We start from the raw sequence: 12,699 nt of genomic DNA, 5'->3' as shown, positions 1-12,699 counted from the left end.
GACATAGCAGGTCTGCTGTGCAGGCGGCGGACGCGGCGGTGGTGGCGGGGCAACTGCGTGGAATGACGCGGGAGGAGTCGCTGGCGGCGACGTGGCATGTGTTGGGAAGCAATCGTGCGGAGCGGCGCAACAACGTGCGCACGATGGTCTCGACCATCTTCCGCGGGGGCAATGTGCTCACGGCGGTGGAGGAACCGATTGAGGGCCGGTGGAAGTCCGGGCTGGATAACGGTCGCTATACACGCGAGCAGGGGCTGGCGTGGGTGCGGCTGGCGGAGAAGGCGACGGGGCAGAAGTTCCTGGCGGATGCGGATGAGGTGGTGCTGGGGTCTGCGGATAAGGCACCGCGGTCGCTGACGGAGGCCATCAGTGCGATTGTGACGGCGGATGTGCTGGGGCGTCGCAAGGATGGGACGAAGCTGCCGGCGGGTCTGGTGACCGAAGGGCTGAACGCGGCGTTGCGGCAAGCGGCGGGAGTGAAGGAGCGAAGTGAGGTGGTGCAGTTTGGGCAGTTCCTGCGGGCGTGGCGTGCGCTGTTTGGGCAGGTGTTTTCACGGGCACGGGCACTGAACAGGGCGCGAGCGGAGGGACGGCTGGGGGCGGACTATGAGGGGTTCCTGGATGATTTGATGGGGACGGATGGAAGAGGCAATGGTAATGAAAGTGCGGCTATCGATGATACGAGTCGTTCCGAATCGATAACGGAGGAGGCAGCAAGCCGTGGGGAGATCGATCTGGCGACATTCGGCATGGTGCCGAAGATGAGGCAGGACAAGCCGGGGTCGTGGGAGGAGGTGAAGACGGGGCACACGTGGGATTCTGCAAAGAAGTTCCTGCCGAAGCTCAAAGACAGTCGCCCTGTGTTTGCCGAAAGGCGCGGCACTTGGGAGACGGTGGTGCGGAACGTTGCTGCGTGGTTAGGAAAGGCACCCAAGGTCGAAGACCCGTGGGGGGCAAAAGTCACCATAGCCCATCCCCAAAGACGAGGAGCGTTTGGTGACCCACTGGAGAATCGAGCCGCACACTTGATTGGTGAGAATGTAGACAAAGCTCAGGAAAATCGTACACTGCGCCCCGAAAAACTGGATTGGGTTGGGGCGGTCGAGAAAACCATCTCACATGCGCAAGTGCGAGTCACCAATGGGCCTGAGACCTTCTACTTCCGCAGCTATGCGGAGGGAACTCACATGGTCGTTGTCGAGGACGGCGCTATCAAAGATCAATATGCTCTCGTAACGCAGTACGCCCCCGAACTGAGCAAGCGTCAATTCAGGGGCGCATTGGTCGAACGAATCCGACCGGGTGCCGGCCTAGCCCCTCAAGGGGGTCCCGGTGCTATCGGGATTCCGAGACAGCCCCAGTCTCAAGCGGTACAGACACCTCAACCAGGAGCGCAAGAGGATACTACTACTGAAGAGGCTGGAAGTCAATCGATGTCGTTGCTCCCAGAAGACCCCGGCACAACTCTTAGAAGTCCCGGCGCTGCCTTTGTTGCTCCCACTTCGGCTGAAGAATTGAACCAGCTGGTAGACAAGCTGAAGGCAGCAAGAAACTCGCGGGTTTCAGGGGAGATCGATACTGCACCTTTCCGAGGCACAGGCAGGCATGAAGGAATCCTGCTCACGGAAGGCATGCTCGATGCAATCGAAAAGAGAATGGCCGACCTTACGCCTGCTGGAGAGAGCAAGTGGACGTTGGTGAGAAACTCTGACGCCTATCTTGAAAGCCAGGAAGCGCGCGCTGGATTCAATCCTGAAACCTGCCAAATGCACTTGGGTTCGGATGCCACTTACCTTGACTACTTCCACGAACTCTGCCATGCTAGACAACGGGCTGAATTGGGCCTGGCAGGCTACCGTAAAATGCGCACATTCGATCGAGAGATGTACGTCTTTGATCAGATTGCCAAATATGACTACCGGTTTACTGATTTTGAAATTGATCGTGCGATTGAAGACGCTCTGATTGCTTATAGAAAGTTCGGGCCTAGAACACTCAAATACATGCTTGGAATATGAATGACCCTTTCAAAATATTACAAATCGCGCTCAGCAAATCAGGTGTAGCAGCCTCTGACGCGATTGACATTGCTCTTTTCAAAGACAAAGACAAAGATCTTTGGGAGTGCTCAATAGCCACTGAAAAGACGAAGGAGATCGAACCTGGGTTCATTCGTATCCAAGTGTATGAAGGCGGGGCTCGTGTTATTCCGATGCTGTAGCACAGCTTAGCAAGTCTAAACGCACCAACGTCAGGTCCGTGTAGGTGGAGCGTGAGCTAGGTGGTTGTTCGAAGGCCCACTAGGCTATGCAGACTGTCCTGCTGATAAATATATAGCAGTTCCGCTGAACAAGCGGCGGACGCTGCGGTGGTGGCAGGGCAGCTGCGCGGGATGACGCGGGAGGAGTCGCTGGTGGCGACCTGGCATGTGCTGGGAAGCAATCGTGCGGAGCGGCGCAATAATGTGCGCACGATGGTCTCGACCATCTTCCGCGGAGGGAATGTGCTCACGGCGGTGGAGGAGCCGATTGAGGGACGGTGGAAGTCGGGGTTGGATAACGGGCGCTATACACGCGAGCAGGGGCTGGCGTGGGTGCGGCTGGCGGAGAAGGCGACGGGGCAGAAGTTCCTGAGTGCGGCGGATGCGGAGGTGCTGGGGTCTGCGGACAAGGCACCGCGGTCGCTGACGGAGGCCATCAGTGCGATTGTGACGGCGGATGTGCTGGGGCGTCGCAAGGATGGGACGCGGCTGCCGGCGGGTCTGGTGACCGAAGGGCTGAACGCGGCGGTGCGGCAAGCGGCGGGAGTGAAGGAGCGCGGTGAGGTGGTGCAGTTTGGGCAGTTCCTGCGGGCGTGGCGGGCGTTGTTTGGGCAGGTGTTTTCACGGGCACGGGCGCTGAACAAGGCGCGAGCGGAGGGACGGCTGGGGGCGGACTATGAGGGGTTCCTGGATGATTTGATGGGGACGGATGGAAGAGGCAATGGTAATGAAAGTGCGGCTATCGATGATACGAGTCGTTCCGAATCGATAACGGAGGAGGCAGCAAGCCGTGGGGAGATCGATGTGGCGACATTCGGCATGGTGCCGAAGATGAGGCAGGACAAGCCGGGGTCGTGGGAGGAGGTGAAGACGGGGCACACGTGGGATTCTGCGAAGAAGTTTCTGCCGAAGCTCAAAGACAGTCGCCCCGTGTTTGCGGAAAGGCGCGGAACTTGGGAAACACTGGTGCGGAACGTTGCCGCTTGGTTAGGAAAGGCACCCAAAGTCGAAGACCCTTGGGGAGCAAAGTCACCATAGCCAATCCCCAAAAGCGAGGAGCATTTGGTGATCCGTTGGAGAACCGCGCAGCTCATCTCATTGGAGAAAATATCGACAAGAATCAGGAAGATCGCACGCTGCGCCCCGAGAAGTTGGATTGGGTGGGAGCGGTAGAGAAAACCATCTCCGATGCGCAGGTACGAGTGACCAATGGACCTGAGACATTCTACTTCCGCAACTACGCGGAGGGAACTCACATGGTCATTGTCGAGGACGGTGCCATCAAAGATCAATATGCCCTCGTAACGCAGTACGCCCCCGAACTGAGCAAGCGTCAATTCAGGGGCGCATTGGTCGAACGAGTCCGACCTGTTTCCGGCCTAGCCCCTCAAGGGGGTCCCGGTGCTATCGGGATTCCGAGACAGCCCCAGTCTCAAGCGGTACAGACACCTCAACCAGGAGCGCAAGACAATACTACTACTGAAGAGGCTGGAAGTCAATCCCATTCCCTCAGTCCTGCTGCTTGGCTCAATCAGGCGGCCCGGGCCGCAGGGTATTCAAGCGCAGAATTCCTCGAACACGAAAACAAACCTCTTCACGATCGACTTCAGGCTCAATGGCAAGCCTATCACGGAAATGACGAGGACAAGAAACGCTCGCAAGACAACGCCATCAATGATATAGACAACTTGCTTTATGGAACTTCGCAGCACTCCACCACACCTTCGCGGCGTCCCTCATTTGGCCACTCCCGAGGAGAGGCGCGAACTCGTCTCGAAACAGCGCACCATGACTACCGAAGAGTTTTTGGCACAAGTGCGCCGCCTACGGGAAGCCCGGCAGGAGGACCGCAAGCTCGGACTGCGCAGCGACGACGGGAGCGGGCATGGCTCGTCGACTGGGCAAGAGAACGCAGAGTCCTGATTCAAAGTCTCCCACCAGAATGGGCACTCGATGGTGCTGAAGACGTGGGTCAAATGGAACACCATGTATTTCTTCACGGGGATCGGGTGATAAAGTTGACGCTCGGTGTGGGTGAATATTTTGGGATGTGGCCGGTTGCCCACCAAGGAACGTGGGACATGCGTCGGGAAGAGGCATCCATTATCAACTACCTTGAAAGTGCAGCCAATGCCAATGCCCTTTTTGGCGATGACATAGCGGTTCATGGGGTGCATATTGATCGCGATGGCGGTGTAAGACTCGTCATCTCACAACCGACGATCAGAGGAGACTCCGTAGATACGAATTTCATCGGCAAGACAATGAGAGAGCAAGGCTTTGTGCAACTCGTGCCTCCATCCTCCTTCTACCGTGCTTCCGACAATACGGCCGTGATAGATCTCCACCAAGAGAATGCCGTACGTGTTGGCGATCTCCTGCTTCCTTTCGATGTGAAGGTATTGCATCCGAAAGGAGCGCTTCGTGAAAATCTGGAGCGTGCCGCAGCAGCAGCTGCCAAGTGACAACGCAGACTCTGGAGAACGCCAAACGTCAGTCCGATGAAGGTGGAGCGTGAGCTGGGTGGGTATTCGAAGGCCCTCCGGGCTATCCAGATGGGTACTCCCCTGCTCCACTGATGCATCTACAACAGGTCTGCTGAACAGGCGGCGGACGCTGCGGTGGTGGCGGGGCAGCTGCGTGGGATGACGCGGGAGGAGTCGCTGGCGGCGACGTGGCATGTGCTGGGAAGCAATCGGGCGGAGCGACGTAATAATGTGCGCACGATGGTCTCGACCATCTTCCGCGGGGGCAATGTGCTTACTGCGGTGGAGGAGCAGGTTGAGGGCCGGTGGAAGGCGGGACTGGATAACGGTCGCTATACACGGGAGCAGGGGCTGCTGTGGGTGCGCCTGGCGGAGAAGGCAACGGGGCAGAAGTTCCTGAGTGCGGCGGATGCGGAGGTGCTGGGGTCTGCGGACAAGGCACCGCGGTCGCTGACGGAGGCCATCAGTGCGATTGTGACGGCGGATGTGCTGGGGCGTCGCAAGGATGGGACGCGGCTGCCGGCGGGTCTGGTGACCGAAGGGCTGAACGCGGCGGTGCGGCAAGCGGCGGGAGTGAAGGAGCGCGGTGAGGTGGTGCAGTTTGGCAATCCGGCACCGTGGAAATACAAAGACGCCAAGGCCTTGTTGAGCTTCATCGAAAATCAGTAATGGAAGCAGGTCACAGCCATGCATCTAAAAAACGGGGATGGCTGGTAGGACGTGCTGCAGGCTATTAGCGCTCCACTACTTGTGGGGCCCAACGTCAGTCCGATGAAGGTGGAGCGTGAGCTGGGTGGGTATTCGAAGGCCCTCCGGGCAATCCAAAGGTACTCGCTGATAGACTCCCCTACCCTGTCGTCCCGCGGGTCCGCTTCCTGAAAAGATGCGGGCGGCACTGGGGCCGATTCTGGATGATGATGAGGCACTGATGGCGGCGTTTGAGAGTCAGGCGATCTTCGATTCGGCAAGTGAGCTGCCGAAAGGTGTGGTGGAGTTGCTGCTCAATCCGCGGTTCTGGGAGGAACGGGCGCCGTTTGTAGGTGGGTTTGTGGAAATAGGTTATCTGGCGTCGGTGGCGGCTTCCGCGGAGAAGCTGAAACGGGGTGAGCAGATGACCGATGGTGACGCCATCATGTTGCAGGAGGCACTCACGGAGATGAGGCGCGAGAACTCATGGTGGGGGCAGGTGCTGGACTTCACGGTGAGCTCGGCGTCGTTCGGTGTGGAACTGGGGACGACGGGCGGGGCGGCGACGGCGACGAAGAAGGGCGCGATGGATCTGGCGGGGCTGGGGCTGCGTCGACTGGCGACGGTGGAGGGCCGTCATGAGGTGGAGAAACTGCTGCTGACGCGCCTGGCGCTGGGGACGCTGGGACTGGCGGGGCAGACGGTGGCGGCCTCGGCCTCGCATGTGGCGAGCAAGGCTTTTACGGACCTGCACTTCGAGGGGTTGGAGATGCACCGGGGTGCGGATGGGAAGGTGATCCTTGGCCTGGAGGCGGGGTATCAACCGGGGTCGCCGTGGGAGAAGCTGCGAGGGGCGTTTGTGCACCAGATGGTGGAGAATGGTTCAGAGAGGCTGGGTGGCTTCATCAAGGCGCCGGGGGTGGCGAAGGCGTTCCGGCGGATGAGTGCGGGGCAGCAGGAGGCGGTAGTGAAGGAGGGGCTCTTCCAGGCGTTTGCGCAGAAGATGGGTGCGGAGAAGGCAGCGAGGTTCCTGGCGCGGGCGAATGAACGGCTGGCGAAGATGGAGATTCAGGGGATGCCGGAGGAGGTGCTGGAGGAGTATGTGGCGGCGCTGGGGCACACGGTGTTTGAGGGTGAGGCGTTCAGTCCGCCGAGTTTAATGACATCACGGCGCTGATCACTTCGCAGGTGATCTCGCGAGGTGGTTCGCTGGCGGTGGAGGGTGTGATGGGAAATGATGGTGGTGGCAAGGAAACGCAGATGCCAGCGGAGGTGGGTGTGGGGGCTGAAGGGAGACTGAGCTTCAGTGGCGCTGATGCGCAGCAGCGGCAAGGCGGCAGTGACGTCAACGTACTGGCGGAGACATTCCAGTCACTGGCTACAGATGACACGTTCCGGCGCGGGCCCGCGGTGGCTGATAAGGATCTGAATGCCATCATGCAGACGATGGCGTCCAAAGTGAAGGAGCCCGAAAATGTGCTGGTGGAGCCCAATGTGCCCATGAACGAGGACATTGCACGGTCCTACACCGTAAAGATCAACCAAGGCGGAGATGTGGTGGTCAATGTCATGACTGATGGCACGGTCTGGGTGGACACGCAGGGTAATCGCGCGGGTCAGGTCGCCAAGAAGGTGCAGGGAGGCGACCTCATTTACCAGGCAGTGCAGACCTATGCGCACAACAACGGCCTGGTGTTCATACCAGATGGGCGTGATGTCACTCCGATTGCCCAACGAAGACGCATCAGCCACATGATCTCCAGCATGCTGCGGCACCGCACTTCACGGCATTTGCAGCCATATGACGCCAAAGACAGAAATAACAAGTTCCTACCGGCAAGGTCAGAATGGCGCGAGGAGAAGTCGGAGGTGGACTTCAGACACAATCTGGATCTGCTACTGCGTGCGGAGATGAACTACGTGGCCAGTGAAATGCAGGCACGAGGAAAGTCGCTGGAGGACTTGCGTTATGACCCAGACACGGATACTGTATGGCAAAAGCAAGGAGGCACGGATGGAGGACCATCTCACTGGCGACAACTTTCTGAAGACGATTACGCAGCTCTCGTTACAGGACTGGACCCCGGACGTAGCGGAGTTGGTGAGACAACGCTTGCTCGGGCCCTCCTGGCAAAAGTCAGGCTGGAGGGACTGGAGCTTGGGTCGCGTCCTTCAAAATCTTTCGGCGCATACCCACCTCACAGAGGAGGAGAAGCAACTTCGCAATCTGAGTCACCGTTATTTAGACTACGTGGCACAGACCAAAGTCCAAACATCCTCTTCTACAGCCTAGGCGAAGCCACCGGCTCCGAGCGAGTCAAGCGGACCGGTGTAACGCGGGCGGAGACGACTGCTGCGGAGGCGCGGCTCAAGAACACGGCGCAGGGGCGTGCCATCTATGGCAACGTGCTTGTCGTGGATAACCACGCGGCCCTGGATGGTCTGCAAGGTCGTCCCGAACAGCAACGCTATCACGCGGAGGACTGGGACATCATGCAGGACGCAGAGGGATTCCATGACCCGCGTGATGGCACGGTGGTGATCTTCCGTGACAATGTGCGTGTGCTGGAGGGCGAGACGGCGGCGCAGGCACTTGCACGCGTGGTGGTGCATGAGCGGGTGGGGCACCATGGGTTTGATGCGTTGCGGGAGAGCGACAGCAAGTTTGCTGAGGAATGGAAGAAGCTGGCGGCGGCGATACCCGCTGAGCAGATGCAAGAGCTTGAAGGGCGCTACACGCACTTGACCGGCAATAGGGAGGCGCTGGCGCTGGAGTGGTTTGCCCATCAGGTGGGCAACATGGAGGGCCGTGCGCAACTAGAACCCGGCAGTGTGATGCAGCGCATGTGGCAGGCGATGCGCGACTGGGTGGTGCGTGCGTTCAATCCGCTGGGTGCTCCGTCCCAAGAGATGACCCAAGAGGTGCTTGATGCGCACGTGCGTGGCCTTATCCGGGCGACGCGGAGGGGGATGGTGAAGGGGACGAAAGGTAAAGACACAGATGTCACCGCCATGACAACATCCCGTACACTGTTGAACGGGGCTTCATCCTTTGGCACAAATGGGAGATTTCAAGAAGGCCAAGGAGCAACGGCGAAGATTTCCGAAGAGAATCGCTTGGCATTCGGACTTCCGTTGCAATCGCCAATTAAAGACGGACCACAACCTCCTCTTGTGGCGATGCATGCGATCGCCCCCGAATCCCGACAACAAAGTCCACAAGGCGATTCTTCACATCTGAACAATCCTAGGTCATGTCTGAGAACCTCAAATGAGTCTTAAATAACGTGGCTCAGAGGATATTTGGTGGCAGCATAGGAACGACATGAAAGTTCGATTTCTCTGGTGGGAGCCGCTGAAAAAGCGGCTCACAAAAATGGTGGTGCCCAGGTAAATCAAGGCGGGCGACCTCGCACCGACTTGGGCCTGTTATTGGACGCCCTGTTCTATCGCCTGCGCAACGCAGGGCCCTGGCGTGACCTGCCAGAGCGGTTCGGGCCGTACTCCACCATTCACGGCTGGCACAGCCGCTGGGCCAAGGAGGGCCTTTGGTTCAAAATCCTGGAGGTCTTCACGCGCCGAGTCCGCGGTCCGGTGCGCTTGGTGGATGGCACTCACATCCTGGTGCACCAATGCGCGGCCAATCCCGCTGGCGGTGCTGCCACACAAGCCATGGGAAAGACGCGTGGTGGACGCAACACCAAGCTCATGGCTCTGACCGATGCCCAAGGTCGCTTGGTCAACACAGCGCTCATTGAAGGACAGGCTTACGAAGGACGTCATGTGGTCAATCTAATCAGAGCGGGATGTAATCTGCGCATCGTGGGGGACAAGGGTTTTGATGATGACAAACTTCGCGACACACTACGCGCTTTGGGTCATCAACCGTGCTTCCCCACCAAGAAGAACCGCAAACATCAGGTGCGCATCCCCAAGAAACTTTACCGCACTCGATACCGGGTGGAGAACTTCTTCTGCCGCTTGAAGCGATGGGGCTGCACCGCCACCCGTCGTGACAAGCTTGCTCAGAACTTCCTGTCCCTTATTCACTTCGCCGCAGTGATTGACTGGCTAAGGTCCTAAATACAGGTTTTCAGACACGACCTAGCGATGTCCGCAGTCTGATTGATGTCTTAAGAGCTGCGAGGGCCAATCGAAGTTCCGATGATATTGACGCTGCTCCATTGAGGAACACTGGCAGGCTCGGCGGAATCAGGCTGACGGAAGGAATGTTCACCGCCATAAAGAAGGAACTGGCTGAACTTACATTACCTGGCAGGCCCCAGTGGAAATTGGTGAGAAACTCTGACGCCTATTTGCGGACAAAGAAAGCACGAGCATTATTTCGGGCACTCAAAGGAAAAATGCATCTTGGATCCAATGCGACCTATTTCGACTATTTCCACGAGATCTGCCATGCAAAACAGTGCTCTGAACTGGGATTGGCTGAGTACCGCAAACTAAAAACATACCACCGTGAGTTGTATGTTTTTGAACAGATAGTAAAGTTCGAACATCGGTTCACCAATGAAGAGCTGGATGAGGCGGTAAAAGACATGCTGTTCTATGAGTCAGAGTTTGGCCCTCGATCTCTCAAGTTCATGCTAAACATAAATAATCACTAAATGAACGATATTCGAAAAGTTCTTGATTCGATTCTCAAGGAGTCGGGTGTTGATGAGTCTGAGCTCGTTTCCGTTTCAATGACAAAAGTCAAAACGGAAGACAAATGGGTGTGCGCAGTTCAGACCCTTGATATGATTGACTCTGATCCCAGCTTCATTCGTGTCGACGTAGACAAAGATGGGGCCAAGGCAATTCCCATGCTTTAGGCCAGCTTCGCGTGGCGCGCGGCTGAAGCTATGATGTATTATGTCTTTTGATAACACACCAGATGAACTTGACGCCAACGGCATCGTTGCTGAACTTGGAAGACGCGCATCGTTGGCCAGGTGGAAGTTCACGTTTACCGAGGATGCATTCTTCACCAAGCTCAACGATGACGAGTTCAAAACCATCTATGTTGAGGAGAAAGACTGGAAACCTAATGTCCAGGGAAACAGTCCCGAATTGGGAAGAAGGTACCGAGGATGGCAAGAAGAGATGCTGCGCACGTACAATGCCCTCTCCGGACAATACGGTTCGGACTACGAAGAGAAAGTGACCGAGGCCATCAAGGACTGGGATGCAGCGACAGCCGCCAGGGAACTGAACACCAACGAAGCCCATGCAGCTCGGCTTCTTGAGGCATCCAAGAGCAATGAGTGGAAGCTACGCGAGTAGGTTCAGCAGGCACTGCCTGGCACTCGAGCGTGTGGACACACGGTAGGCCCCACCGTCAGGCTCGTGCGGGTGGAGCGTGAGCTGGGTGGGTATTCGAAGGCCCTTCGGGCTATCCACGGTCAGTTCTTGCGGGACTCCCCCACTCAGCTAACCCGCGGGTCCGCTTCCTGAGAAGGAACGGCGGCGAAGAAGGGGGCGTGCATTATCCTCGCCAGATTATGTTGAAAATCGGACTATGAACACACTCAAAATCGTTCGACTGAAGCCAAAGACGAAAGTGGTTTCATTAATGGCAGCAGTTGGAAGATACTCGGGGGTTGGTCTTGGTGACGCAAAGGCCCTGATTGAAAATGTCATTGGCGGTGAACCGGTAACTCTTCAATTCGAGAGTGAGATCAAGAGAACAGAGTTTCGGGCTCTCGCCGAATCTCTCGGTGCTGTACTGGACTAGGAAAGCTTCTGACTACCCCTCTCCGTGGCCTTTTCGAATCTAAATGTCTTCAGGAAAGGTGGCATCAGTGCGCGACTCATAGGACGGCTAACGTCAGGCCCGTGCAGGTGGAGCGCGAGCAGAGAGGGCTTTCGCAGGCCCTCCGGGCTGCCCAAGGCATCATGCTCTGATACACCCGAAGGTCTGCGGTGGTGTGGTCCACGCTGGTGTAGAACGCACCCACGTGGCCAACCAATGGCATTGGGTGTGGCAATCGATTTGGAGATATTGAAGCACCGGGAGGTTGCTCGTTCCTCGCGGCTTCGCACGCGGCTATGAATGCGCGTTTGCTGGTGAGGGTCTGAGTGGGTGGCGGCCGGAGCTCTCTACATCACACTGTGGGCGGTGACTCTGCTCGTGACCTCACTGCCGAGGGCTGCTCCTGTGCATGGCGATGTGGTGAAGATCAAGCGGGAGAGGCGGACGCAGCTTGTTTGAACTTTTTTGCGGTAAGGGACTCCAAGTCTCCGAGCCGCCCTGCGCACGCGACACCGCCTTGAACGAAGGGGATGAGAATGATGGAGCAGATTTACATTCCAAAATCCCCAAGATGCGTTCTCATTAGAGAATGCTGGATTCTTCTGACGTACTGCGTGAAATCTAGACGGAATCCCTTCGTTGAAGGCGGTGTCGCGGCCTCAAGGGAGGCCGATGCCACCGCACTCCAAGACGCAATGCGAACTGGTACGTCGAGTGCGTCCGCAGCGTTCCATTTCGCTGTTGAGACCACGCACAGCTTTTTAACCTGACGCACATGCGGTTCGCGGGAGCCTGCGGTCCCCCAGACTGCAACTTGGTGGTTCAGTTCCAAATCACAAAGCAGAGAATTGTCAGTCTATTTCGCAAGTCTCAACAAATGAACGAACGAATGCGCGATGGTGAGTTGTGCTGAACCGCACTCTGCTGTCTGGTACGCTGAGAAATTTTATGAATGCTGCTGAGGATGTTTTGCAGGTGCTGGATGCGTTGCGTGGTGATGAGCTCAATGATCACGAGGCGGATGTGCTGCTGGAGCGGTGGAGCGGTGAACGTACGGAGGAGGAACTGCTGGCGGCGTGCTATGCGGTGCTGACCTCGACATGCACGCCTCTCCGCCTGGGGTCGACGGTGAAGGCGGTGCGACTGGCGGCGCGCACGGGACCCGGGACGGGGTGGCTGTGGGAGAGGCTGGAACAAGAGCAAGAGCCGGGCAAGCTGAGCGAGGCGCAAATGACGAATTGGGTGGCGGGGTTTTACTATCTGAGATTTGACGCGGAGACGTATGCGCGATTTGTGAGGATGGCGTCGCTCGCGATGCGCAAGTATGACCGGCTGAGCATAGCGATTATGCTGTCGACGTGGAGTGGCCTGGGTGATCGAGAGGCGGAGGTTACGGAGCTTATTGAGCGTTTGACTGAGGAGAATCGGCTGGCGTGAGGGTTTTGCCTGTGGGCGGTGGGTGAGGATGCGGAGTGCCGCGAGGGGGACGAACGTCAGGCCCGTGCAGGTGGAGC

The 12,699-nt window shown here is 57.7% G+C and carries 13 protein-coding genes; all 13 read left to right on the top strand.

Annotated features, from left to right (window positions below):
* Positions 1-17 precede the first annotated feature (17 nt).
* Complete coding sequence (locus G5S37_RS10395; RefSeq protein ID WP_165203444.1) at positions 18-2,018, top strand: zincin-like metallopeptidase toxin domain-containing protein; 2,001 nt, start codon at positions 18-20, stop codon at positions 2,016-2,018.
* Positions 2,015-2,221, top strand: a complete 207-nt coding sequence (locus G5S37_RS10390; RefSeq protein WP_165203442.1) for a hypothetical protein — start codon at positions 2,015-2,017, stop codon at positions 2,219-2,221. The genes G5S37_RS10395 and G5S37_RS10390 overlap by 4 nt, the downstream gene beginning before the upstream one ends.
* A gap of 171 nt (positions 2,222-2,392) precedes the next feature.
* Entirely contained in the window at positions 2,393-3,298 is a 906-nt protein-coding gene (locus G5S37_RS10385; protein WP_165203440.1) for a hypothetical protein, read from the top strand.
* Positions 3,299-3,333: 35 nt separating this feature from the next.
* A complete protein-coding gene (locus G5S37_RS10380) occupies positions 3,334-4,725 on the top strand; it encodes a hypothetical protein (protein WP_165203438.1) in 1,392 nt (463 codons plus the stop codon).
* Positions 4,726-4,905: 180 nt separating this feature from the next.
* Complete coding sequence (locus G5S37_RS10375) at positions 4,906-5,415, top strand: hypothetical protein (RefSeq protein WP_165203436.1); 510 nt, start codon at positions 4,906-4,908, stop codon at positions 5,413-5,415.
* Positions 5,416-5,629: 214 nt separating this feature from the next.
* Positions 5,630-6,610, top strand: a complete 981-nt coding sequence (locus G5S37_RS10370; RefSeq protein WP_165203434.1) for a hypothetical protein — start codon at positions 5,630-5,632, stop codon at positions 6,608-6,610.
* An 11-nt stretch (positions 6,611-6,621) separates the two neighbouring features.
* Positions 6,622-8,715: a hypothetical protein gene (locus tag G5S37_RS10365; protein WP_165203432.1), complete on the top strand. Its 2,094-nt coding sequence runs from the start codon at positions 6,622-6,624 to the stop codon at positions 8,713-8,715.
* A gap of 63 nt (positions 8,716-8,778) precedes the next feature.
* Positions 8,779-9,516, top strand: coding sequence for an IS5 family transposase (locus G5S37_RS10360; protein WP_206026383.1), 738 nt, complete (start codon positions 8,779-8,781; stop codon positions 9,514-9,516).
* Positions 9,517-9,662: 146 nt separating this feature from the next.
* Positions 9,663-10,058: a zincin-like metallopeptidase toxin domain-containing protein gene (locus G5S37_RS10355; RefSeq protein WP_165203428.1), complete on the top strand. Its 396-nt coding sequence runs from the start codon at positions 9,663-9,665 to the stop codon at positions 10,056-10,058.
* Positions 10,059-10,265, top strand: coding sequence for a hypothetical protein (locus tag G5S37_RS10350; RefSeq protein WP_165203426.1), 207 nt, complete (start codon positions 10,059-10,061; stop codon positions 10,263-10,265).
* 40 nt (positions 10,266-10,305) lie between these two features.
* Positions 10,306-10,716: a hypothetical protein gene (locus G5S37_RS10345; protein ID WP_165203424.1), complete on the top strand. Its 411-nt coding sequence runs from the start codon at positions 10,306-10,308 to the stop codon at positions 10,714-10,716.
* A 235-nt stretch (positions 10,717-10,951) separates the two neighbouring features.
* The gene (locus G5S37_RS10340) at positions 10,952-11,167 is read left to right on the top strand and encodes a hypothetical protein (protein ID WP_165203422.1); all 216 of its coding nucleotides are present in this window, start codon (positions 10,952-10,954) and stop codon (positions 11,165-11,167) included.
* A gap of 966 nt (positions 11,168-12,133) precedes the next feature.
* Positions 12,134-12,622, top strand: coding sequence for a hypothetical protein (locus G5S37_RS10335; RefSeq protein ID WP_165203420.1), 489 nt, complete (start codon positions 12,134-12,136; stop codon positions 12,620-12,622).
* The last annotated feature ends 77 nt before the right edge of the window (positions 12,623-12,699 follow it).

It is taken from the genome of Roseimicrobium sp. ORNL1, from assembly GCF_011044495.1.
GTDB lineage: Bacteria > Verrucomicrobiota > Verrucomicrobiia > Verrucomicrobiales > Verrucomicrobiaceae > Roseimicrobium.
The sequence above is the reverse complement of the archived record's forward strand: the minus strand, read 5'-3'. Positions and strand labels throughout refer to the sequence as shown.